Source organism: Dyella sp. AtDHG13 (assembly GCF_003201105.1).
In the GTDB taxonomy this organism is placed as follows: domain Bacteria; phylum Pseudomonadota; class Gammaproteobacteria; order Xanthomonadales; family Rhodanobacteraceae; genus Dyella; species Dyella jiangningensis_B.
On the sequence record NZ_QICJ01000002.1, the window covers coordinates 150,001 to 172,446 of the forward strand.

Annotated in this window: 19 protein-coding genes; 7 read left to right on the plus strand and 12 right to left on the minus strand. The window is 66.1% G+C overall.

Annotated elements, in window-relative coordinates; genetic code table 11:
• Nucleotides 1-49 precede the first annotated feature (49 nt).
• Entirely contained in the window at nt 50-979 is a 930-nt protein-coding gene (locus BDW41_RS03435; protein WP_074546642.1) for a CHAD domain-containing protein, read from the plus strand.
• Here BDW41_RS03435 and tadA read toward each other — a convergent pair.
• Nucleotides 976-1,464 carry a tRNA adenosine(34) deaminase TadA gene (gene tadA / locus BDW41_RS03440; RefSeq protein WP_074546645.1) on the minus strand — a complete coding sequence of 163 codons (489 nt, stop codon included), beginning with the start codon at nt 1,462-1,464 and terminating at the stop codon, nt 976-978. The genes BDW41_RS03435 and tadA overlap by 4 nt on opposite strands.
• Nucleotides 1,465-1,616: 152 nt before the next feature.
• Between tadA and BDW41_RS03445 the strand changes: the two genes are divergently transcribed.
• Entirely contained in the window at nt 1,617-2,885 is a 1,269-nt protein-coding gene (locus tag BDW41_RS03445) for an MFS transporter (protein WP_158536972.1), read from the plus strand.
• The gene (locus BDW41_RS03450; protein ID WP_074546649.1) at nt 2,882-3,592 is read left to right on the plus strand and encodes an SDR family NAD(P)-dependent oxidoreductase; all 711 of its coding nucleotides are present in this window, start codon (nt 2,882-2,884) and stop codon (nt 3,590-3,592) included. Before BDW41_RS03445 ends, BDW41_RS03450 begins: the two co-directional genes overlap by 4 nt.
• 88 nt (nt 3,593-3,680) lie before the next feature.
• Here BDW41_RS03450 and guaA read toward each other — a convergent pair whose 3' ends face one another.
• The 3 genes from guaA to folD form a co-directional block, all read right to left on the minus strand.
• Entirely contained in the window at nt 3,681-5,261 is a 1,581-nt protein-coding gene (gene guaA / locus BDW41_RS03455) for a glutamine-hydrolyzing GMP synthase (protein WP_074546651.1), read from the minus strand.
• A 244-nt stretch (nt 5,262-5,505) separates the two neighbouring features.
• Nucleotides 5,506-6,963 carry an IMP dehydrogenase gene (guaB, locus tag BDW41_RS03460; RefSeq protein ID WP_074546653.1) on the minus strand — a complete coding sequence of 486 codons (1,458 nt, stop codon included), beginning with the start codon at nt 6,961-6,963 and terminating at the stop codon, nt 5,506-5,508.
• Nucleotides 6,964-7,081: 118 nt separating this feature from the next.
• Nucleotides 7,082-7,948, minus strand: a complete 867-nt coding sequence (gene folD, locus BDW41_RS03465; RefSeq protein ID WP_074546656.1) for a bifunctional methylenetetrahydrofolate dehydrogenase/methenyltetrahydrofolate cyclohydrolase FolD — start codon at nt 7,946-7,948, stop codon at nt 7,082-7,084.
• A 66-nt stretch (nt 7,949-8,014) separates the two neighbouring features.
• Between folD and BDW41_RS23310 the strand changes: the two genes are divergently transcribed.
• A complete protein-coding gene (locus BDW41_RS23310; protein WP_158536973.1) occupies nt 8,015-9,136 on the plus strand; it encodes a GNAT family N-acetyltransferase in 1,122 nt (373 codons plus the stop codon).
• Here the strand turns inward: BDW41_RS23310 and moeB are convergent, their stop codons facing one another.
• The 8 genes from moeB to ndk form a co-directional block, all read right to left on the minus strand.
• Nucleotides 9,137-10,303, minus strand: a complete 1,167-nt coding sequence (gene moeB / locus BDW41_RS03475) for a molybdopterin-synthase adenylyltransferase MoeB (protein WP_074546659.1) — start codon at nt 10,301-10,303, stop codon at nt 9,137-9,139. It abuts the gene before it with no gap.
• A gap of 229 nt (nt 10,304-10,532) precedes the next feature.
• A complete protein-coding gene (gene der / locus BDW41_RS03480) occupies nt 10,533-11,933 on the minus strand; it encodes a ribosome biogenesis GTPase Der (RefSeq protein WP_074546661.1) in 1,401 nt (466 codons plus the stop codon).
• A 26-nt stretch (nt 11,934-11,959) separates the two neighbouring features.
• Complete coding sequence (gene bamB, locus BDW41_RS03485; RefSeq protein WP_074546962.1) at nt 11,960-13,156, minus strand: outer membrane protein assembly factor BamB; 1,197 nt, start codon at nt 13,154-13,156, stop codon at nt 11,960-11,962.
• A 26-nt stretch (nt 13,157-13,182) separates the two neighbouring features.
• Nucleotides 13,183-13,827: a tetratricopeptide repeat protein gene (locus BDW41_RS03490; protein ID WP_074546664.1), complete on the minus strand. Its 645-nt coding sequence runs from the start codon at nt 13,825-13,827 to the stop codon at nt 13,183-13,185.
• 145 nt (nt 13,828-13,972) lie between these two features.
• A complete protein-coding gene (locus BDW41_RS03495) occupies nt 13,973-14,950 on the minus strand; it encodes a helix-turn-helix domain-containing protein (RefSeq protein ID WP_233496761.1) in 978 nt (325 codons plus the stop codon).
• 71 nt (nt 14,951-15,021) lie between these two features.
• Nucleotides 15,022-15,822 carry a type IV pilus biogenesis/stability protein PilW gene (pilW, locus tag BDW41_RS03500; protein ID WP_074546669.1) on the minus strand — a complete coding sequence of 267 codons (801 nt, stop codon included), beginning with the start codon at nt 15,820-15,822 and terminating at the stop codon, nt 15,022-15,024.
• On the minus strand, nt 15,812-16,951 hold the full coding sequence (gene rlmN, locus BDW41_RS03505) for a 23S rRNA (adenine(2503)-C(2))-methyltransferase RlmN (RefSeq protein WP_074546671.1): 1,140 nt from the start codon (nt 16,949-16,951) through the stop codon (nt 15,812-15,814). Before rlmN ends, pilW begins: the two co-directional genes overlap by 11 nt.
• Nucleotides 16,952-17,072: 121 nt before the next feature.
• Complete coding sequence (gene ndk, locus BDW41_RS03510; protein ID WP_074546673.1) at nt 17,073-17,498, minus strand: nucleoside-diphosphate kinase; 426 nt, start codon at nt 17,496-17,498, stop codon at nt 17,073-17,075.
• A gap of 236 nt (nt 17,499-17,734) precedes the next feature.
• On the opposite strand from ndk, the gene BDW41_RS03515 reads away from it, so the two are divergent.
• From BDW41_RS03515 to BDW41_RS03525, 3 genes are all read left to right on the plus strand, one after another.
• Nucleotides 17,735-18,358 (plus strand): TetR/AcrR family transcriptional regulator, encoded by a 624-nt coding sequence (locus tag BDW41_RS03515; protein WP_074546676.1) that lies wholly within the window; start codon nt 17,735-17,737, stop codon nt 18,356-18,358.
• Between the two features lie 95 nt (nt 18,359-18,453).
• Entirely contained in the window at nt 18,454-20,838 is a 2,385-nt protein-coding gene (locus BDW41_RS03520) for a 3-hydroxyacyl-CoA dehydrogenase/enoyl-CoA hydratase family protein (protein WP_074546678.1), read from the plus strand.
• 180 nt (nt 20,839-21,018) lie between these two features.
• Nucleotides 21,019-22,227 (plus strand): acetyl-CoA C-acyltransferase, encoded by a 1,209-nt coding sequence (locus BDW41_RS03525; protein ID WP_074546679.1) that lies wholly within the window; start codon nt 21,019-21,021, stop codon nt 22,225-22,227.
• Nucleotides 22,228-22,446 lie beyond the last annotated feature (219 nt).

Sequence of the window (22,446 nt, forward strand, 5' to 3'; positions counted from 1 at the left end):
TATGACAATTTGATGCAGAGTAGACGTCCCGGTCCTCCGGAATCACTGCATGAATGCCAGGCTGCAGCATCGCGTCACCCCATCGCGCGTGTCCTCGGCGACAGTCAGGAGCCGCCGGGGGAAACCATCGGAGTTTGACCGCATCCGGGAGGCGCTGGACGGCTATCTGGCAAAAGCCGTCGAAGCGCGCAAGCGCCTGCTGGAAGAACCCTACGAGCCGAAGCTGCTGCACGCCTGGCGCGTGAATCTTCGCCGCGTCACCGCCACGCTCAAGGACGTGGCTTCATTGTCCGACGACGACCTGCACGACGTGCTCGCCTATCTGCGCAATAGTCGCGAAGCTACGGGGCAATGCCGCGACATCGACATCCTCGCGCTGGAAACGCTGCCCGCGTTTCTCGACAAGGAACACGGCAAGCTCGACGACGCCGAGTCTGCGAAAAAAGCGCTCAGCGATCTGCAGCAACGCCATCACCAGCAGGCGGTGATCGAACTCAAGAAGCACAATTTGGCCACCACGCTGCAAGCGTGGCGCCACTGGGCCGACACACTGGAACCGCCCAGCGATGGGCGCATCCGGGAGATCGCCGCCGCCGCCATCGAGAAGCGCTTTGCCGAACTCAAGAAACGCGCCGGCAAGCTGGATGGTGGCCAGAAGCGGTTGCATCGCCTGCGCAGCGCTACCAAGAAGCTGCGCTACAGCATCGAGCTGTACCGCCATGCGTTTCCCAAGCAGGCCACCACCGCATGGCTCAAGCGCCTCGCCGACCTGCAAGGGCATCTCGGCTTGGCGCACGACCGCATGATGGCGCGCACGCTGATCGCCGAGATCGCGGACAAGGACGACGGCAAGGCCCGCTGGAAGCATTTTCGCCGCTGGAACAAGCGCACGGCCTTTGAGGCATCCGAAAAGGCCATGCATTCGCTGGCCAAGCTGGAGCACCTGAAGGCCTATTGGCGCCCCGCCACGCAGGGCTAGCGTCGCGCGCGGAAGAACTCGCGCAGCATGGTCGACGCCTCCTCGGCCAGCAGGCCGCCCTCCACCGCGATGCGATGGTTGTGGCGGTCGGAAATCAGCGTATCGAACACGCTGCCCGCCGCGCCGGTCTTGGGGTCGGTCGCCGCATACACCACGCGCCCGATGCGGGCGTGCACCAGCGCCATGGAACACATCGCGCAGGGTTCCAGCGTTACGTACAGCGTGGCGCCCGGCATGCGGTAGTTGGCGAGCTTTTCGCCCGCGGCGCGCAGCGCCATGATCTCCGCGTGGGCGCTGGGGTCGTTGAGCGTGATGTTGCGATTCCAGCCCAGGCCGATGACTTCGTCGCCCTGCACCAGTACCGCGCCTACCGGCACCTCGTTTTCGGCATCGCGCGCATGCGCGGCCAGTTGCAGCGCGTGCTGCATGTAGCGGAGATCCGCTTCGGAAAAGGCGGGAGCGGAAAGCAGCGTCGGGTCGGTCATCAGGAATGCGAAAGAAGCGTGTACCTGGCGTCATTCTAGCGCCTGCGGCCCTCATGCCGGCCTTGGCGGCACGAGAATGACGGCCGCGCCCTCACGAATTCCCCACGGTTTCAAGAGCCGCCTGTGCCACCGGGCCGCCTAGCATGGCGGGCATGACCACCCAAGGCACGCAACGCGGCAACCACCGGGCGGCGCTGATCGTGGCGCTGGGGCTGGCGGTGATGTTCGTGGCGGCGACGCTGCTGACGCCGCTTTATCCGCTCTACCAGCGCAGTTTCCGCTTCAGCGAGGTCACGCTCACCCTGGTCTATGCCATCTATGTGCTGGGCAACCTCGGCGCGTTGTTCTTCTTCGCGCGGTTGTCCGATCAAGCCGGGCGACGCTTCATCGTGTGGCCCGCCATCGGCATCGCCCTGGCCAGCACGCTGGCGTTCGGGCTCGCCACCGGCATCGCCTGGCTGTTCGTCGGGCGTGCGCTGAGCGGCTTCGCCACCGGGCTGGCCTCCAGCGCCATGGCGGCATGGATCGCGGAACTCCAACCGCAGGGCGGAAGCCAGGCCGGTGCGGTTATCGCAAGCGCCGCCAACTTCACAGGCCTCGCCGTCGGCCCATGGTTCGGCGCCGTTCCCGCGCAGCTCGGGCTGTATCCACTGCACCTTCCCTTCGCCTTTTACGTCGCGGTGCTTGTGGCGACAGGTATCGCGCTTTCGCGCGTGCCGGAGACCGTAGGCCACCCGCGCCAACATCTCCGGGAACTGTCGTTGCGGCCGCGCTTCGGCGTGCCGAAGGATATCTTCGCCTCGTTCGTATCGCCGGCCGTCACGGCGTTTCTCACCTTCGCGCTCTTTGGCTTCTATGCCGCGCTGATCCCCGGCCTGCTCGCCCACGCGCTGAAGGAGACGCGCCCTGTCGTGACTGCCCTGGTGGTGTGCGTGCTTTTCGCAGTCGCGGCCGTCGTGACGCCGCTCACCAGTCGCGTGCCCAGCCGCACCGCCATGCTCTGCGGCCTTGGCCTGTTTCCGCCGGCCGCCATTCTGTTGGTGATGGCGGAGCATGGGCAGAGCATGGCGCTGCTGATCATCGCCTCCATCCTTGCGGGCGGCGCGGGATCGCTGGGCTATCGCGGCAGCCTCGCCGTGGTGAACCGCATCTCCCCCGAGGACCGCAGGGGCGAAGTGGTCGCGACCTACCTGATCATGATGTTCTGCGGCAACTCGCTGCCGGTGATCGGCATCGGCCTGCTCTCGTCCAAAGCCGGTGCTGCCGTGGCGCATATCGCCTTTGCTGCCTTGATCGCCGTTCTTGCCATCCTTGGACTGGTGGTGGGCTGGCGCTATGCGCCCGACGACGGCAAAGCCCGCAGGCGCACTGCTGCGTCATCCGATTCTTCACCTCCACGCACCACGAGGCACACCGCATGACATCCAACGAACAACAGAAACAGCAGACCGCTCTTATCGTCGGCGCCTCCCGCGGACTGGGTTGCGCGCTGGCGGAGGAGTACCTCAAGCGAGGCTGGCAGGTGATCGCCACCGTGCGCGGCAGCACGCACACACCCTTGCACGACCTGCAGGCTTCGGCAGGCGATCGCCTGGAGATCGAACGCCTGGACATCGATGTGCCAAGCGACATCAAGGCCCTACGCCAGCGGCTCGAAGGTCGCTCGATCGACGTGCTGTTCGTCAACGCCGGCATCTCCATCGAACCGGACAAGACCGCCGCCGAGATGGATACCGAAGGCTTCCTTCGGATGATGGTGACCAACGCGCTCAGCCCGATGCGGGTGATCGAAGCGCTGGACACGCTGGTGGCCCCCGGTGGAGTGATCGCCGCCATGTCCTCGGGCCTCGGCAGCGTTGCCAACAATCAGGATGGCGGCTGGGAGGGCTATCGCGCCAGCAAGGCCGCCCTCAACACCCTGATGCGCAGCTACGCCGCACGCCAACCCGTACCCACCCGCACCCTGCTGCTCATCGCACCCGGCTGGGTCCGCACCGACATGGGCGGCGACGCCGCGCCGCTCGACATCAGCGACAGCATCCCGCGCGTGGTGGACGTGGTGACCTCGCAGACCGGCTGCAGCGGGCTGCAGTACCTCAATCGGCTCGGTGAAACCGTGCCTTGGTGAATCCGTGCCACGCGCCCGACAAAACCGTGATTATCAGAGAGTTAAATAACTTCTCTAAGGGCCACGGCCTTGGCTACCTCGCCGCGACTCACTCCCACTCAATCGTCGCCGGCGGCTTGCCACTGATGTCATAAACGACACGAGAAACACCACGCAACTCATTGATAATGCGATTGGAAACCTTACCGAGGAACTCATACGGCAGGTGTGCCCAGTGCGCGGTCATGAAGTCGATGGTTTCGACGGCGCGCAGCGCGATCACCCATTCGTAGGCGCGGGCGTCACCCACGACGCCCACCGACTTCACTGGCAGGAACACGGCGAAGGCCTGGCTGGTTTTGTCGTAGAGGTCCCAGGCGCGCAGTTCTTCGATGAAGATGGCGTCGGCGCGGGCGAGCAGTTCGGCGTATTCGGGCTTGACCTCGCCCAGGATGCGCACGCCCAGGCCAGGACCCGGGAACGGGTGTCGGTAGACCATTTCGCGTGGCAGGCCGAGTTCCACGCCGATGCGGCGGACTTCGTCCTTGAACAGCTCGCGCAGCGGTTCGACCAGCTTGAGCTTCATGTGCTCCGGCAGGCCGCCCACGTTGTGGTGGCTCTTGATCACATGGGCCTTGCCGGTCTTGCTGCCGGCGGACTCGATCACGTCGGGGTAGATGGTGCCCTGGGCCAGCCACTTCACCTGGCCGTGGCCGGCGGCAGTGACCTTGGCCGATTCCTCGTCGAAGATCTCCACGAACAGACGGCCGATGATCTTGCGCTTGGCCTCCGGGTCGGCCACGCCTTCCAGCGCCTTGAAATAACGCTCGGCGGCGTTGACGCGGATGACCTTGACGCCCATGTGCTCGGCCATGGTGGCCATCACCTGGTCGCCTTCCTGCCAGCGCAGCAGGCCGGTGTCGACGAACACACAGGTCAGCTGGTCGCCGATGGCGCGATGGAGCAGCGCGGCCACCACGGAGGAATCCACGCCACCGGACAGGCCAAGCAGCACGTGGTCGCTGCCGACCTGCTCGCGCACGCGGGCGATCTGGTCCTCGATGATGTGCGCAGCGGTCCACAGCGTCTGGCAGCCGCAGATCTCCGTGACGAAACGCTTGAGCAGGTTGGTGCCCTGCTTGGTGTGCGTCACTTCCGGATGGAACTGCACACCGTACCAGCGCTTGTCCTCGTTCTCCATCACGGCGACCGGGATGCGATCGGTGGTGCCGGTGATGACGAAGCCCGGCGGCGCCTTGGCGACGTGGTCGCCGTGGCTCATCCACACATCCAGGCGGTGATGGCTGTCGTGGTCGCTCAGGCCGGCGAACAGGCGGCTGTTTGCGACGATATCCACTTCCGCATGGCCGAACTCGCGCGCGTCGGCCGCTTCCGTGGCGCCGCCCAATTGCGCGGCGAGCGTCTGCATGCCGTAGCAGATGCCGAGGATCGGCAGGCCGGCGTCGAACACTTCCTGCGGCGCCTTGGGCGCGCCCGGCAGCGTGGTGGATTCGGGGCCGCCGGACAGGATGATGCCCTTGGCGCCGAACGCGGCGATTTCGGCCGGGTCGTGATCCCACGCCCAGATTTCGCAGTACACGCCAATCTCGCGCACGCGACGGGCGATCAGCTGGGTGTACTGCGCGCCGAAGTCGAGGATGAGGATTTTGTCGCTATGGATGTCGGTCATGGCGGCGCTGCTATGAAGGAATAAAGACGAAGGGTCGGAACGCATGGCGAGCCGACCCCGGAATAGCTACTAGTTGCCCGTCATCCCTGCGAAAGCAGGGACCCAACGCCTTTGCGTCTCACGAAAGTCGCTGGATTCCCGCTTTCGCGGGAATGACGGTGCTACGAGATTGTCGTTCGAGGCGCGGATCACCTGGCGTGGCAGCGAGGCGGCATGCATGTCTGTTCCGCCCCGCCTGACGCCATCAAGAGTTCAGCCGGTAGTTCGGCGCTTCCTTCGTGATCTGGATGTCGTGCGGGTGGGCTTCGGTCACGCCGGCGCTGGTCACCTTCACGAACTGCGCCTTCTGGCGCACGTCCTCGACCGTGGCGGCACCGAGGTAACCCATCGACGCGCGCAGGCCACCGATCAACTGATGGATGATGTTGCGCAGCGGGCCACGGTACGGCACGCGGCCTTCGATGCCTTCGGGCACCAGCTTGTCGGCGTCGGCCTCGTCCTGGAAGTAGCGGTCCTTGGAGCCCAGCGCCATCGCGCCCAGCGAACCCATGCCGCGGTAGCTCTTGTACGAGCGGCCCTGGAACAGCTCCACGTCGCCCGGCGATTCCTCGGTGCCGGCGAACATCGAGCCCAGCATCACGGTGGATGCGCCGGCGGCCAGCGCCTTGGGGATATCGCCCGAGTAGCGGATGCCGCCGTCGGCGATCAGCGGGATTTCGTCCTTCAGCGCCGTGGCGACGAGGTCGATGGCGGTGATCTGCGGCACGCCCACGCCCGCCACCACGCGCGTGGTGCAGATGGAGCCCGGGCCCACGCCAACCTTGACCGCATCGACGCCGGCGTCGAGCAGCGCACGCGCGGCTTCGCCGGTGACGATGTTGCCGGCGATGACTTCGACCTGCGGGTAGTGCTTCTTCACCCACGCGGCGCGCTCGATCACGCCCTGCGAATGGCCGTGCGCGGTGTCCACCACCAGCACGTCCACGCCGGCATCCACCAGCGCTTCGACGCGCGCCTCGGTGTCGCCACCCACGCCGACCGCGGCGCCGACCAGCAGGCGCTCGTGGCGATCCTTGGCGGCGTTCGGGTTGTCGCGGGCCTTCTGGATGTCCTTGACGGTGATCAGGCCGCGCAGCTGGAAGCCGTCGTTGACCACCAGCACCTTCTCGATGCGGTGCTTGTGCAGCAGCTGCAGCACTTCGTCCTGGCTGGCGCCTTCACGCACCGTCACCAGCTTCTCCTGGCGGGTCATGATGTTGCGCACGGGATCTTCGTGCTTGCGCTCGAAGCGCAGATCGCGGCTGGTCACGATGCCCACCAGCTGCTCGCCATCCACCACTGGCACGCCAGAGATGTTGTGCGCACGCGTGAGGCGCAGCACGTCGCCAATGGATGTCTGCGGACCGACGGTGATGGGGCTGCGGATGACGCCGGCTTCGAACTTCTTCACCAGGCGCACTTCGGCGGCCTGCTGATCGGCGGTCATGTTCTTGTGGATGATGCCGATGCCGCCCTGCTGGGCCATGGTGATGGCAAGGCGGGCTTCGGTGACGGTGTCCATGGCGGCGGACACGATGGGGATGTTCAGGCGCAGGTTTCGGGTGAGCCGCGTGGAGGTGTCTACGTCACGTGGCAGAACGGCCGAATGGGCCGGAACGAGGTAAACGTCGTCGTAGGTGAGGGCCTCGGCGAGGATACGCATGCGATTTGTCCCGCTGCAAAGAGGAGATTATACGCGGACCGTCGGAGGGCCGCCACTCTTTGCATGAACGGAGGTCGCCGGAAGCGACGACGGGAGCGCGCCGATGCGCGCCCCGAGCTCAACCGCGATGCGCCGCGTCGCGGGCTTCGGCCGCTTCCAGCGTGTTTTCCAGCAGCGTCGCCACGGTCATGGGGCCCACGCCGCCCGGCACTGGTGTGATCCAGCTGGCGCGCTCGGCGGCGGGGGCGAAATCCACGTCGCCGACCAGTCGGCCGTCTTCCAGCCGGTTAATGCCCACGTCGATCACCACCGCGCCCGGCTTGATCCACTCGCCCTTGACCAGCCCGGGCTTGCCGACGGCCACGATCACGATGTCAGCCTGGCGCACGAAGCTCTCCAGGTCGCGCGTGAACTTGTGGCAGCAAGTGGTGGTGCAGCCGGCGATCAGCAGTTCCAGCGCCAGCGGGCGCCCCACATGGTTGGACACGCCCACGACCACTGCATGCTGCCCGCGCACCGGGCGATCCGTGTGGCCCAGCAAGGTCATCACGCCGCGCGGCGTGCAAGGGCGCAGGCCGAAGCGGCGCAGCGCGAGGCGGCCGACGTTGACGGCCTGGAAGCCATCCACGTCCTTGCCCGGATCGATGCGGTCGACCAGCGCGTCCTCGTCGATGTGATCCGGCAGCGGCGACTGCACCAGGATGCCGTGCACGGCCGGATCCGCGTTGAGGCGATCGATCAGGGCGAACAGCTCGTCCTGCGTCGTATTGGACGGCAGGTCGAAATCGAACGAGCGGAAGCCAACCTGATGGCAGGCTTTGCGTTTGTTGCGTACATAGACAGACGACGCGGCGTCGTCGCCCACCAGCACCACGGCCAGGCCGGGCGCGTCCTGCCCCTTGGCCTTGCGTTCGGCGACAGCCCGCCCGATGCGGTCCATCAGTTCCTGCGCGATGCGTTTGCCGTCAAGGATACGTGCGCTCATGGGTCCGGGCCGCTTGCAAAGAGACGTATTATCCCGGCTCGGCCGCACGCACACAAACGAAACCGCATGGCTGACACCACCTGCTCGCCCATTCCCCTCGAACTCGACGCCCAGGGCATTCGCCTGCGGCCATGGCGAGCCGACGACGCAGACGCGCTGTTCGAGGCGGCACGCGAATCGTTCGCCACCGTTTCACCCTGGATGCCGTGGCTCCACGCGGGGTACACGCGGGACGACAGCGCCGGGTGGATCGCGGCCTGCCAGGCCGGCCGGGAACGCGGCGATGCCTATACCTTCGGCATCTTCGACAGTAGCGGGCGCGTGCTGGGCGACATCGGGCTCAATCGCGTCGATCCGAAACGGGGCAGCGCCAACCTCGGCTACTGGGTGCGCGAATCCGCCCAGGGCCATGGCGTGGCCACGCGCGCGGGGCGCGCTATCGCGGCCTTCGGCTTCCAGGCACTGGAGCTGGTGCGCATCGAGATCGTGGCCGCCGTGGACAACGTGGCGAGCCGCCGCACGGCCGAAACACTGGGCGCGCATTTCGATGGCATCTCGCCCAACCGCACCCTGCTGCACGGCGCAGCCGCTCCCGCTGCGGTGTATTCGCTGCTGCCGCCCGAACACGGCGATACCTCGCCCGGCCCCGTGCTGGAAGATGGCGCGCTGCGCCTGCGGCCGCTTCGCCCTGCCGACCTGCCCGCGCTTTATGCGTCCCTGCATGAATCGATGGACAGCATCGGCCGCTGGCAGCCGTGGTGCACACCCAAGTACAGCCTGCAAGACGGCGCCCGCTGGATCACGCAGACACGCCTGGCCTGGCAAGGCATCGGCGACGAATGCGCGCTGGCCATCGCTGACCGCACCACGGACGAGCTGATCGGCAGCATCGCGCTCAACCACTGGCAGCCCGAATACGGCATGGCCAATCTCGGCTATTGGGTGCGCCAGAGCCGGCAGGAACAAGGCATCGCCACCGCCGCCGTGCGCACGCTGGCGCGCCACGCGCTGCGCGCGACGGAGCTGCGCCGGCTGGAAATCGTCATTGCCGAGGACAACCTCGCCAGCCGTCGCGTCGCGGAGAAAGCGGGCGCCATGTTCGAAGCCATCGCGCGCCGTCGCCTGCTGCTTCGCGGCGAGCCACAGGACGCGGCCGTCTATTCGTTCATTGCGGACGACTTGCGCTGATCAGCCCGCCGAGGCGCACAGCTGCACCAGGTCCTCGTAACCCTGGAATACGGCATGGTCGCCGCACCCCGGACAACCGGGATCGCGCGGCAGCCGCGTCTCGCGAAAACGCATGCCCAGCGCATCGAAGGTGAGCAAGCGGCCCACCAGGGGCTCACCCATGGCGAGGATCAATTTGAGCGCCTCGGTGGCCTGCAGCAGACCCACGATGCCCGGCAGCACGCCAAGCACGCCCGCCTCGCTGCAATTGGGCGCATCCGCCGCCGCCGGCGGCTCCGGAAACAGACAGCGGTAACAGGGCGAATCCGCGCGGCGCGGATCGAACACGCTGACCTGCCCCGTGAAACGCTCGACCGCACCGTAGACCATGGGCAGGCGCAGTCGCCGCGACGCCGCGGCCACCAGGTAGCGCGCGGGAAAATTGTCGGCGCCGTCGATCACCAGATCGTGACCAGCCAGCAACCGCTCGACATTGTCGGCCCGCAGGCGCTCGTTGCGGATCTCGATGCGCACGCGCGGATTGAGCGCTGCGAGCGCGATCCGCGCCGACTCCGTCTTGTACATGCCGACGCGAGCATCGGCATGGATGACCTGCCGATGCAGATTGGAACGCTCGACGCGATCGTCATCGATCAGCGTGATCTGCCCTACGCCAGCGGCGGCCAGATAAAGCGCCGCCGGCGCGCCGAGCCCGCCGGCACCCAGCAGCGCGATGCTAGCGGCACCCAGCTTTGCCTGCCCTGCCTCGCCCACCTGCGGCAATTGCAGCTGGCGTGCATAGCGTTCGGCGGCGTCGCTATCCAAAGCGCTGGCGGCGACGGGCAGACCCTCGGCCTTCCAGCGCTGGTAGCCGCCGGCCACCGATGCCACCTGCTCGTACCCCATGCGCTGCAACGCCTCGGCGGCCAACAGCGAGCGCTGGCCGCTGCCGCACAGGACGAGGATGGGGCGGCGGCGATCGGCCTCAATCTGCTCGATGCGAAGTTCGAGGAACCCACGCGACAACCCGACCGCACCCACGGGCGTGCCACCGGCTCGCTCGCCATCTTCACGCACGTCGATCAGCAGATTGCCCTGCGCCTGTCTGGCCAGGGCGTCCACGGGGGAGATTTCGGGAATGCTGGCCCGCAGGGATGCCAGCCAACGGTCGCGGTCGAGGCTCGTCATCGGGTTAGCTTACGGCGATGCCTGCAGGCGTCCAAGCGCCGGCTCGTTTGTCTATGGGTAGAGCCAGTTCAAATCTCGCGTGAACGCTTATATCCCTCACCGTCATTCCGGCGCAGGCCGGAATCCAGCGACTTTACGCTCAGCGAGAAGGGTAAAAGGCACGGGACTCCAGCCTCGCCGGAATGACGGTGAGAGAACTGGATTTTGCCAGAGGATTTCGAAGCAACGCTCAGCGCTTGCGCTTCTTCATCTCGCGGATCATGCGCTGGCGCTTGCGCTTCTGGCTGTCGGTGAGCACGTTCTTCTTGCCGGCGAACGGATTCTCGCCGTCGCGGAATTCGATGCGAACGGGCGTGCCTTCCAGGCGATAACGCTTGCGGAAGAAGTTTTCCAGATAGCGGCGATAGGCCGGCGCGATGTGCTTGGTACGGCTGCCGTGGATGACGATGGTCGGCGGGTTGGTGCCACCCGGATGCGCGAAACGCAGCTTGGGCGCGTGGCCTCGCACCAGCGGCGGCTGGTAGCTTTCGTAGGCGCGCTCGAGCGTCTTGGTGAGTTCGGAGGAACCCAGCTCCTTGGTCGCCGCATGATGGGCGCGCACGATGGACTTCATCAGTTCGCGCAGGCCCGAACCATGAAGCGCCGAGATGAATACCGTCTTGGCCCAGTCGACGAACTGCAGGCGGCGCTCCAGCGCCTGCTGGCACTGCTCGCGCTGATAGCTGTCCATGCCGTCCCACTTGTTGACCGCGATGACGAGCGCCCTGCCCTCGTCCACGGCATGGCCGATCAGGGTCAGGTCCTGGTCGGCCAGGTTCTCGCGCGCGTCGATCATCACCACCACGACCTGCGCGGCGGCCATCGACTGCAGCGTCTTGATGACGCTGAATTTCTCCACCGCCTCTTCCACGCGCGCCTTGCGGCGCACGCCTGCGGTGTCGATCAGGGTGTACTTGCGGCCGTCGCGCTCCAGCGAGACGCGAATCGGATCGCGCGTGGTGCCGGCGACGTTGGAAACGATCAAGCGATCTTCGCCCAGCAGGCGATTGATCAGGGTGGACTTGCCGGCGTTGGGTCGGCCCACGATGGCGACGCGGATGCTGTCCTCGTCGCCCGGTTCGATCTCTTCGTGCTCGTCTTCCGGCAGCAGCGAAAGCGCCGAGGCGACCAGATCCTCGGTGCCGCGATTGTGCGCAGCGGCCAGCGGCAGCGTGTTGGCGATGCCGAAGACGGCGAACTCCGCCATGGCGTTCTGCAGGTCAAGGCCGTCGGTCTTGTTGACCGCGGCGATGATCGGCTTGCCGCTGCGGCGCAGCTCGTCGAGGATGGTGCGGTCCTGCGGCAGCAGGCCGTCGCGCGCATCCACCACGAAAACCAGCACGCTGGCCTCTTCGATGGCCAGGCGCACCTGCTGCGCGGTCAGGCCATCGAGGCCTTCCTCTTCACCGGACAGGCCGCCGGTATCCACCACCACGAAGGGGCGTGCACCGGTGCGGCACACGCCGTAGTGACGATCTCGCGTGACGCCCGGCATGTCGGCCACCAGGGCGTCGCGGCTGCGCGTCAGTGCGTTGAATAGGGTCGATTTACCGACATTGGGGCGACCGACCAGGGCAACGACGGGCAGCATGATTCAACAACCTTCTTCTGCGGCGATCAGCGGCCGCCGAGACGGTAAGCGCCGATGCGGCCCTTCACGTCCTCGACGTACACGATGTCGCCCACCACCAGCGGCTGGGCGCGGATGGCCTTCTTGGACAGGCGCTCGCGGGCAGCCAGCGCACCATCGCTGGTCTGCAGGAAGTGCACGTAGCCTTCCAGGTCGCCGACCACCACGTAGTTGCCCAGCACGGCCGGGCCGGTGAGCCAGCGGTACTTGAGCGCGTCGTTCTTCCACATGTCGGCGCCGCCGCTCTTGTCGAACGCCCACACCTGCGAGTCGTCGTTCACGCCGTAGATGGCGGTGTCGGTGACGTCCAGCGAGGTGAAGGTGGAGAACGGACGACCCCACAGCGGGCGGCCGCTGGGGCCGTCGATGGCGGCCAGGTTGCCGTGGTACGCGGCGCCGTACAGCGTGGTGCCGGAGAGCACGATGGAACCGTCGGCATCGGACAGGCGATCGATTTCGGTACGGCCTTCGCCGCTGGCGAGCGTCTGCTCCCAGAGCTTCTCGCCGTTGTCCTGGCGCAGGGCGACCAGCTTGCCGCCGTCGTTGCCGTAGAAGATCACGCCATTGGCGGCCAGCAGCGGGCCGTTGCCGCGCAGGCTGAGCAGCGGGACAGTGTCCTGGTCGTACACCCAGCGACGCTCGCCGGTGGCGCTGTCGAAACCGTACAGACGGCCGTCCTGGGTACGGGCGACCACCAGGTTGCCGGAAATGACCGGCGAGGAGATCACCTCGGAATTGACCACGGCTTCCCAGCGCGGGCTGCCGTCCTTCGCGTTGATGCCGTACACGTGGCCGTCGAGCGTGCCGACCACGAGCAGGTCGCCAGCCACCATCGGGCCGCCGGCATAGAGAGCATCGGCGCGCTTCTTGTCGCCCCAGCCGAACCAGCCCTGGGTGCGCGAACTCTTGGACCACAGCGTCTTGCCGCTGGTGGCGTCGATGGCCGCGAGCTTGCCGTCGGTGCTGCAGGCATAGAGCACGCCGTCGGCGAAGGCCGGACGCAGGCGCACGCCGCTAATGCCGGCGCCATCGCCCACGCTCGTGGTCCACAGCTTGGTGACCTGGGTGGTGGGCTTGAAGTCCTTCTCCAGCGGCGTGGGCGGCTGGACGTTTTCCTTCTTGAACGAATGGCACCCGGCGAGCACCACCAGGGAGGTCAGCGCCACCAGCCAAACGCGCTTCATGGCACCGCGCTTCTTCACTTCAGCTTTCATGCACCCTGCTTCCCGGCCACGGCCAGATCATCGATTTTCATCTGCACGCTTTGCGGCGCGTTCTCACCCAGTACCGCCTTGGCGGCCACGTACGCCTTGCGGGCATCGTCGGGGCGCCCAAGCTTGACCAGCACATCGCCGCGTAGTTCCTGGGCGACGCCTTCGTAGGCCTTGGGCGGCATGCGATCGAGCGTGGCCAGCGCATCGGCGCCCTTGCCCTGCGCCAGCTGCACGCGCGCGATGCGCAATTGCGCCAGCGCCTTGAGGTTCTCGTTGGAGGCATGGCTCTCGGCCCAGCCGAGGGACTCGATGGCCTTGTCCAGCTGCTTGGCCTGCACCTGGCGCTGCGCGCGATCGCCGGCGGCGAAAATGGCGTAGGTGGAGTCGGCGTAGTCCTTGAGCAGCTGATCGGTCAGCTGGTCGGCGTTGTCCGCCTTGCCGGAGGCCGTGGCCACCTGGATCTGCTGGTAGAGATCGGCAGCCTGGGCCTGATGTTCGGCGCGGTGGTCCTTCCACTTGCCCCAGCCGAAGATGCCCACCAGGCCGATCGCAATGCCGACGACGATGGACAGGCCGTTCTGGCGCAACCACTGCTGTACGCGTTCACCCTGTTCGTAGTCGTCGTACGCTTCAAATGCCATGCAATCACCCTAGGGGAACTGCACCGCGGGCCTCTCGCGCGCCGCCGTGCAGAAAAGAAATCAGCCCGACTTGCCCGCTCGTTACCGAGCGGACAATGGGCAAGCATAACCGATTGCGCCAGGCCGCACAGGCCTGGCGCGCGACTCAGGCGCCAGCGGGCGCGGCCTTGCCGTCGTGCATTTCCACGCGGAAATGGGCGACGTTCGAGCGGCGGAAACTGTCCAGCGGCATGGGCTGGCCGTCCAGCATCACCTGTGCGCCGTTGGCATTGCCGATGCGCACTTCCAGCGGCTGATCGCTGTGATACGTCTTGGAGCTGCCGGCGGGCAGCAGGCCGTATTCGAGGCGCGAGCCGTCCTTGGTGGTGACTTCCACCCAGCTGGCGCTTTCCAGGCTGAGCACCAGGCTGTGGGCGCCATTGCCAACCGTGTCGGCCGCCGTGGGCGCTGCGGGCTGCGCCGCGGCATGCGTATCGCCACCCAGGTTCGGGAACGGCGTCATGGAGGCCATGAGCGGCTGATCCTGCGGCGGCGCCGCCGGCGGCTGCGCTGCCGGTTGCATGGCGGCAACACCCTCAGCCGCACCATCCTGCGGTTTCGCCGGCTGGTCGGTCGCCGAGGCTACCGCGGTGGTGGCGACGCTGGCGCTGCTCGCCGGCGCATCCACCTGCGCCACAGGCGCGGCATCCAGGGGAGCCAGGTGGCTCACGTCGCGATCCAGCGTGCCGCGCACGCCCAGCCAGATGGTCGGCACGACGATGGCGGCCGTCAGCACCACATAGGTCGCGGCGCGCGCGTAGTTCTCCAGCAGATAGCGCGAATGCGAAATGCCTCCCGTGGCCACCAGCGAAGGCTGGGCGGGCCGGATGCGCTCGAGCTCCGCCTTCACCTCGCCCTCGTCGACGCCCAGATAGCGCGCGTACTTGGTGAGGTAGCCGCCCAGGTACACCTGGTAGTCGATGCCGCCGTACTCGTTGCTTTCGATCTGCTTGAGCACGCGGGTCGGCAGGCGCAGGGTGTGCGCGCACGATTCGACATCCAGCCCGCGGGCTTCGCGCGCTGCGCGCAGACGCCCGCCAAGGCTGCCCTTGATCGCTTCCAGCGGGGAGTGTTCGGTTTCCATGGTGGCGTCGGATGCTTGGATGAAAGGAGGTTCTCGGTTGCCGCTATTGGCCGAATTTGACTGCTGGGAGGTCATTGGCGTGCGGTTGCGTCGAGGGCGCGCGCCTGTTCCGAATCCGGGAACTGGCTTTGCAGTCGCCTGCTGTAGTTGAGAGCAGCATCCCTGTTGCCCAACCGTGATTCGATGTCGTGCCCCAATTTGAGCGATGCCGCCGTCGGCTGGCCCAGCGCGTCGAATCGCTGGATGAACGCCCGCGCGCGGAACGCATCGTTCTGAAGATAAAGCACATTGGCGAGCTGATACAACGCCCCGCCATTGTTCGGATCGATTTCGATGGCCTTGCGGAAGTCCGCCTCGGCCGACGGCAGGTTCTGTGCCTTTTGCTCACAGATGCCGGCATTGGTCCAGGCCAGGGCCGGCGTCTGGTAGAACGGGTCCGCCACGGCCTTCTGGAAATACGGCAGGGCGTCGGCCGGCTTGCCTTCGCGGCTGCACAGGAACCAGCCCAGGTTGTTGTTGGTGTCGCCCTTGTCCGGAGCCAGCGACTGCGCCTTGCGATAGTGCATCTCCGCATTGGGCATGTCGTTGATGCGCTCGTAGATCACCGCGGCGACCGTGTGTGCGGGCACGTAGTTGGGGTCGAACTGCAGCGCCTTGTTGATCTTGACCATGGCGTCTTCCAGGTCGCCATTGACCAGGTACTGCTGGGCCAGCTCGGTGTGGACGCGCGCGCCCTCCTGCTTCTGCTCGGCCTTGGTCGTGCGCGGGATCTTGTCCGCCGGCGGCACGCCGGGGTTGGTATTGGCCACAGGCACACACGCCGCGACGAGCACGGCCACACCCGCACTCAGCAGGATCCGATCAAGCCGCATGGCTCGCCCCTTCGTCCAGACGCTTTCGAAACTCGGCCTGGCGACGGGTGCGATCCAATACCTGCCCCTTGAGCTGGCCACATGCCGCGTCGATGTCGTCGCCGCGGGTGCGGCGCAGCATGGTCAACACGTTGGCATTGAGCAACTGGGTCTGGAAGGCGCGAATGGTTTCGGCGTCCGAGCGCTCGAAACGCGTGCCAGGAAATGGATTGAACGGAATCAGGTTGACCTTGCACGTAGGCATGCGACGCATCAGCTTGATCAACTGGCGCGCATGCTCGGGCTGGTCATTGACGCCCTTCATCAAGGTGTATTCGAACGTGATCGACGTGCGCGGCTTGCGGTCCAGCCAGCGCTGGCACGCCGCCATCAGCTCGGCGATCGGGTAACGCTTGTTGAGCGGCACCAGTTCGGTGCGCAGCTCGTCGTTGGCGGCATGCAGCGACACCGCCAGCGAGACATCAATGGTTTCCGACAGCTTGTCGATCATCGGCACCAGGCCGGCGGTGGACAAGGTCACGCGCTTGGACGCCAGGCCGAAGCCAAGGTCGTCGCGCATCAGGCTCATGGCCTTGGTCACGTTGTCGAAATTCAGCAGCGGCTCGCCCATGCCCATCATCACCACGTTGGTGATGCGGCGGTTCTGATGGGTGATGTTGCCGAGGTATTTGGCTGCCACCCACATCTGCCCGATGATCTCGGACGTCGCGAGGTTGCGGTTGAAGCCCTGCGTCGCGGTGGAGCAGAACTGGCAGTTCAGGCCGCAGCCCACCTGCGAGGACACGCACAGCGTGCCGCGGGTGGGCTCGGGAATGTAGACCGCCTCGACGGCGTTGCCGCCGTCCATGCCGAGCAGCCACTTGTGCGTGCCGTCGGCCGCGCCCTTGTCGAACATGGTCTTGGGCGGCCCGATGTAGCACGACGCCTCGAGCTTGGCTCGAAGCGCCTTGCCGACATCGGTCATGTTTTCGAAATTGTCTTCCAGGCGGTGGTAGATCCACTTCATCACCTGCTCGGCGCGATAAGGCTTCTCGCCCAGCTGGGCGAAGAAGTCGCGCAGGCCCTGTCGATCGAAATCGAGCAGGTTGACCCTGTTGTCGGTGGTGATGGATACGGCCTGGTCAGTCATTTCAAATTCGCGGCTCGATGCCGCCCTCGATTTCCTTACGCCATCCTTGAACGTGGTTTTGGCGAAGAGTGCGGCCACGGATGGCCGCATCTCGATCTTCCGCGCTCACGGATGAACGCACTTACCTCGAATGTACTTCCGTCGTGGCGAAGAAGTACGCGATTTCCACGGCGGCCGTTTCGGCGGCGTCGGAACCGTGCACGGCGTTCGCATCGATGGAGTCGGCGAAGTCGGCGCGGATCGTGCCCGGCGCGGCTTCCTTCGGATTGGTGGCGCCCATCAGCTCGCGGTTCTTGAGGATGGCGTTGTCGCCCTGCAGCACCTGGATCATCACCGGGCCGGAGATCATGAACTCGACGAGCGCGTTGAAGAACGGACGCTCCTTGTGCACGGCATAGAAGCCTTCGGCCTCGGCGCGCGAGAGCTGCTTCATCTTCGCGGCGATGACCTTCAGGCCAGCCTTTTCGAAGCGTGCATAGATTTCACCGATCACGTTCTTGGCGACGGCGTCGGGCTTGATGATGGAAAGGGTGCGCTCCAGCGCCATGTGGGTCTGCTCCGGGAAAAAACTGGTATCTGAGTGGGCGGTCGGTCGTTGCCGACGAAGTTACGCCAAATCCTGCCTAGATATGCGGATTTAGCTCACGAAAGTTTGACAGATTCTACCTGATACGCAAGCCGGGGAGTGGTTTTAAGAGGCGTCCTAAAACGACCGTTTGACGGGCCCAAATCGACCCGCGTATCCTCAAACGATCGTTTGATTCCCGACCGGGGTTGCGGACCATGCCAGTCTCCACTGCTTCCATGCCCACCAAGGAACGCATTCTTGGCGCGGCGGAGGAGTTGTTCGCCCGCCATGGCTTCGAAGGCGCCTCCCTGCGCCAGCTGACCGCCGCCGCCGGGGTCAACCTGGCCGCCGTGAACTACCACTTCGGCTCCAAGGACCGCCTGATCGAGGAGGTGTTCCGCCGCCGCCTGGACCAGCTCAACGGGCGCCGCATGGCGGCCCTGCAGAAGATCGCCGGGGAACCGGACACCACCATCGAGAACGTGCTGGCCGCCTTCATCGTGCCTGCACTGGAGCTTTCCCACGATGGCAATGGTTCGCTCTTCATGCGCGTGCTGGCCCGCGCCTTCGCCGAGCACGACGACACCCTTCGCAAGTTCCTGTCGGACAACTACGGCCATGTGATGCGCCAGTTCACCGCCGAATTCGCGCGCCTGCTGCCCCACCTGAGCAAGGAGGAGCTGTACTGGCGCGTGGACCTGGTGACCGGCGCCCTGACCCATGCCATGTCCGGCTTCGGCATGATCCAGCGCAAGAGCGACGTGCCCGAGCAGCGCCACCGCGAGCAGACCGCCGAGCACCTGATCCGCTTTGCCGCCGCGGGCCTCAAATCCCCCTGATCGCGTCCCACCCGGATTCTTTCGGGCGGCCCCGGCCGCCCGTCCCGCTACCCAACGTTCCATCACCCCCAGCGTTTCGCATTACGGAGAAGCCAATGACCGCTCCATCCACCCCCAAAGCGCTACGTATCCGCAAGGCCGCGGTGCTCGGCGCCGGCGTCATGGGTGCGCAGATCGCCGCGCACCTGAGCAACGCCGGCGTGGAAACCGTGCTGTTCGACCTGCCCGCCAAGGAAGGTCCCAAGAGCGGCATCGCGCTGAAGGCCATCGCCAACCTGCAGAAGCTCTCGCCTGCCCCGCTGGCCGACAAGAACGTCGCCGCCACCCTCATCCCGGCCAACTACGACGAGCATCTGGACCAGCTCAAGGACGTGGACCTGGTGATCGAGGCCATCGCCGAACGGATGGACTGGAAGCTGGATCTCTACAGGAAGATCGCTTCGCACCTGTCGCCGACCGCCGTGATCGCGTCCAACACTTCGGGCCTGTCGATCAACGGCCTGGCCGAGGCGCTGCCGGAGGAGATGCGCCACCGCTTCAGCGGCGTGCACTTCTTCAATCCGCCGCGCTACATGCACCTGGTCGAGCTGATCCCGACCAAGCTGACCGACAGGAACGTGCTGGAAGGCCTGGAGGCATTCCTTACCACCGCGCTCGGCAAGGGCGTGGTGTACGCCAAGGACACGCCGAACTTCATCGGCAACCGCATCGGCGTGTTCTCGATGCTGGCCACCATGCACCACACGCAGCAGTTCGGCCTGGGCTTCGACACCGTCGATGCGCTGACCGGCCCGGCCGTGGGCCGCCCCAAGAGCGCCACCTACCGCACCGCGGACGTGGTGGGCCTGGACACCATGGCGCACGTGATCAAGACCATGGCCGACACGCTGGCGGATGACCCGTGGCACGAGTACTTCAAGGCGCCGGTGTGGCTCTCCGCCCTGATCGAGAAGGGCGCGCTGGGCCAGAAGACGGGCGCGGGTTTCTACCGCAAGGCCGGCAAGGACATCGTCGTGCTCGACGTGGCCAAGCAGGACTACCGTCCGTCCGAGCAGAAGGCGTCGGACGAAGTCGCCGCCATCCTCGCTATCAAGGATCCGGCCGAGAAGTTCGGCAAGCTGCGCGCGTCGAATGACCCGCAGGCGCAGTTCCTGTGGGCGACCTTCCGCGACCTGTTCCACTACAGCGCCTATCACCTGGCCGACATCGCCGACACCGCGCGCGACGTGGACTTCGCCATACGCTGGGGCTACGGCTGGAAACTCGGTCCGTTCGAGACCTGGCAGGCCGCCGGCTGGCAGCAGGTGGCCGGCTGGATCGCCGAGGACATCGCCGCCGGCAAGGCCATGAGCAAGGCCCCGCTGCCGGCGTGGGTCACCGACGGCCGCAGCGGCGTGCATGGCAAGAACGGCTCGTACTCGGCCAGCGCCAACGCCGACAAGCCGCGCTCGCAGCACCCGGTGTACCAGCGCCAGCTGTTCCCCGATCCCATCCTGGGCGAGAAGTTCGGCCAGGGCACCACGGTGTGGGAAAACGACGGCGTGCGCCTGTGGACGCTGGGCGACGACGGCGTGGGCATCATCTCGTTCAAGACCAAGATGAACACGGTCAACGACCACGTGCTCAACGGCGTGCAGCAGGCGATCGACATCGCCGAGCAGCAACTCAAGGCCGTGGTGATCTGGCAGACCGGCGAGCCGTTCTCGGCCGGCGCGGACCTCAAGGGCGCCCTGGGCCTGCTGCAGGCGGGCAAGTTCGACGACTTCGAGAAGATGGTCGCCAACTTCCAGGCCACCAGCATGCGCATCAAGCACTCGCTGGTGCCAGTGGTGTCGGCCGTGCGCGGCCTGGCGCTGGGCGGCGGCTGCGAATTCCAGATGCACTCGGCCCGTACCGTGGCGGCGCTGGAAAGCTACATCGGCCTGGTCGAGGCCGGCGTGGGCCTGCTGCCGGCCGGTGGCGGCCTGCACGAACTGGCCATCCGCGCGGCGAAGGCCAACCCGGAAGATCCGTTCGAGGCGCTGAAGAAGGTGTTCGAGACCGTCGCCATGGCCAAGGTCTCCGGCAGCGCGATGGAAGCCAAGCAGCTGGGCCTGCTGCGCGACAGCGACGTGGTCGTGTTCAACGCCTACGAGCTGCTGTATGTCGCCAAGAAGGTCGCGCTGTCGCTGGCCGAAAGCGGCTGGCGTCCGCCGATGATGAACCGCAACATCCCGGTGGCCGGCGACGTGGGCACCGCCACGTTCCAGGCCTCGCTCGCCAACCTCGCCGAGGGCTACTTCGCCTCGCCGCACGACGTGGCCATCGCCACGCGCATCGCGGACACGCTGTGCGGCGGCAAGATCGAACGCGGTTCACTGGTGGACGAGGAATGGCTGCTGCAGCTGGAGCGCAAGCACTTCGTGGAGCTGGCCAAGACCGAGAAGACGCAGGCGCGCATCGCGCACACCATGACGACGGGCAAACCGCTCAGGAACTGAGCGGTTTGCAGGGAATAGGGAGTGGAGAATCGGGAATGGGAAAACCCGCGCACCGAAACTCACTTCCCTTTCCACTATCACCTTTTTGAATTCAGCAGAGCCGGAAATACCGAGACGTTTGGGGAACCCATCTATTCCCTATTCCCGATTCTCCATTCCCGGCTCCAACGGAGCAAAACCATGACCAAGCAAGTGCAAGACGCCTACATCGTCGCCGCCACCCGCACGCCGGTCGGCAAGGCGCCGCGCGGCGTGTTCCGCAACACCCGTCCGGACGACATGCTCGCCCATGTGATCCGCGCCGTGATGGCGCAGGCGCCGGGCATCGACCCGCATCGCATCGAAGACGTGATCGTCGGCTGCGCCATGCCCGAAGCCGAGCAAGGCATGAACGTCGCCCGCATCGGCGCCCTGCTCGCCGGCCTGCCCTACACGGTGCCGGGCGTCACCATCAACCGCTTCTGCTCGTCGGGCGTGCAGGCCATCGCCATGGCGGCCGACCGCATCCAGCTCGGCGTGGCCGACCTGATGATCGCCGCCGGCACCGAAAGCATGAGCATGGTGCCGATGATGGGCCACAAGGTGGCGATGAATCCCGCCATCTTCGCCAACAAGGAAGACGTGGCCATCGCCTACGGCATGGGCATCACCGCCGAGAAGGTGGCCGAGCAGTGGAAGGTCACGCGCGAGCAGCAGGATGCGTTCGCCGTGGAAAGCCACCGCCGCGCGCTGGCCGCCATCGCCGCCGGCGAGTTCAAGGACGAGATCACCCCGTTCCAGCTGGATGACCACTACCCCGACCTCGCCACGCGCGGCATCACCACCGACAGCCGCGTGATCGACACCGACGAAGGCCCGCGCGCCGGCACCACGCTGGAAGTGCTGTCCAAGCTGCGCACGGTGTTCCGCAACGACAAGTTCGGCGGCTCGGTGACGGCCGGCAACTCCTCGCAGATGTCCGACGGCGCGGGCGCCCTGCTCCTTGCCAGCGAAAAGGCGATCAAGGAGTTCAACCTCACCCCGATCGGCCGCTTCGTCGGCTACTCGGTGGCGGGCGTGAAGCCCGAGGTCATGGGCATCGGTCCGAAGGAAGCCATTCCGAAGGCACTCAAGCAGGTCGGCCTGACCCAGGATCAGCTGGACTGGATCGAACTGAACGAAGCCTTCGCCGCACAGGCGCTCGCGGTGATCGGCGACCTCGGCCTCGACCCGGCCAAGGTGAATCCGCTGGGCGGCGCCATCGCCCTGGGCCACCCGCTGGGCGCCACGGGCGCCATCCGCGCCGCCACGCTGCTGCACGGCATGCGCCGCCGCAAGCAGAAGTACGGCATGGTGACCATGTGCATCGGCACCGGCATGGGTGCGGCGGGTGTGTTTGAGGCGCTCTGATCGAAAGGCCACCCGTGGAAATGGAAAAGCGCCGTAGCGATACGGCGCTTTTTTTTCGCCCAATCCTCACCGCTTCATTTCCCCTCACCGTCATTCCCGCGAAGGCGGGAATCCAGCGTCTTTGCTTTTCTGCGTCATGTCATAAAGGCACTGGATTCCCGCTTTCGCGGGAATGACGGTGAGGGACATTGACGATGAGGAACACTCATGACGGTGAGG

Excerpts from the sequence above, each read along its gene's own strand:
- ndk (WP_074546673.1), bottom strand. The coding sequence starts at position 17,498 with ATGGCGCTGGAGCGCACCCTTTCCATCATCAAGCCCGACGCCGTCGCC.
- folD (WP_074546656.1), bottom strand. The coding sequence starts at position 7,948 with ATGAGCGCACGTATCCTTGACGGCAAACGCATCGCGCAGGAACTGATG.
- BDW41_RS03435 (WP_074546642.1), top strand. The coding sequence starts at position 50 with ATGAATGCCAGGCTGCAGCATCGCGTCACCCCATCGCGCGTGTCCTCG.
- BDW41_RS03515 (WP_074546676.1), top strand. The coding sequence starts at position 17,735 with ATGCCAGTCTCCACTGCTTCCATGCCCACCAAGGAACGCATTCTTGGC.
- guaA (WP_074546651.1), bottom strand. The coding sequence starts at position 5,261 with ATGACCGACATCCATAGCGACAAAATCCTCATCCTCGACTTCGGCGCG.
- moeB (WP_074546659.1), bottom strand. The coding sequence starts at position 10,303 with ATGACGAGCCTCGACCGCGACCGTTGGCTGGCATCCCTGCGGGCCAGC.
- BDW41_RS03520 (WP_074546678.1), top strand. The coding sequence starts at position 18,454 with ATGACCGCTCCATCCACCCCCAAAGCGCTACGTATCCGCAAGGCCGCG.
- pilW (WP_074546669.1), bottom strand. The coding sequence starts at position 15,822 with ATGCGGCTTGATCGGATCCTGCTGAGTGCGGGTGTGGCCGTGCTCGTC.
- der (WP_074546661.1), bottom strand. The coding sequence starts at position 11,933 with ATGCTGCCCGTCGTTGCCCTGGTCGGTCGCCCCAATGTCGGTAAATCG.
- tadA (WP_074546645.1), bottom strand. The coding sequence starts at position 1,464 with ATGACCGACCCGACGCTGCTTTCCGCTCCCGCCTTTTCCGAAGCGGAT.
- BDW41_RS03495 (WP_233496761.1), bottom strand. The coding sequence starts at position 14,950 with ATGGAAACCGAACACTCCCCGCTGGAAGCGATCAAGGGCAGCCTTGGC.
- guaB (WP_074546653.1), bottom strand. The coding sequence starts at position 6,963 with ATGCGTATCCTCGCCGAGGCCCTCACCTACGACGACGTTTACCTCGTT.
- bamB (WP_074546962.1), bottom strand. The coding sequence starts at position 13,156 with ATGAAGCGCGTTTGGCTGGTGGCGCTGACCTCCCTGGTGGTGCTCGCC.
- BDW41_RS03450 (WP_074546649.1), top strand. The coding sequence starts at position 2,882 with ATGACATCCAACGAACAACAGAAACAGCAGACCGCTCTTATCGTCGGC.
- rlmN (WP_074546671.1), bottom strand. The coding sequence starts at position 16,951 with ATGACTGACCAGGCCGTATCCATCACCACCGACAACAGGGTCAACCTG.
- BDW41_RS03445 (WP_158536972.1), top strand. The coding sequence starts at position 1,617 with ATGACCACCCAAGGCACGCAACGCGGCAACCACCGGGCGGCGCTGATC.
- BDW41_RS23310 (WP_158536973.1), top strand. The coding sequence starts at position 8,015 with ATGGCTGACACCACCTGCTCGCCCATTCCCCTCGAACTCGACGCCCAG.
- BDW41_RS03525 (WP_074546679.1), top strand. The coding sequence starts at position 21,019 with ATGACCAAGCAAGTGCAAGACGCCTACATCGTCGCCGCCACCCGCACG.
- BDW41_RS03490 (WP_074546664.1), bottom strand. The coding sequence starts at position 13,827 with ATGGCATTTGAAGCGTACGACGACTACGAACAGGGTGAACGCGTACAG.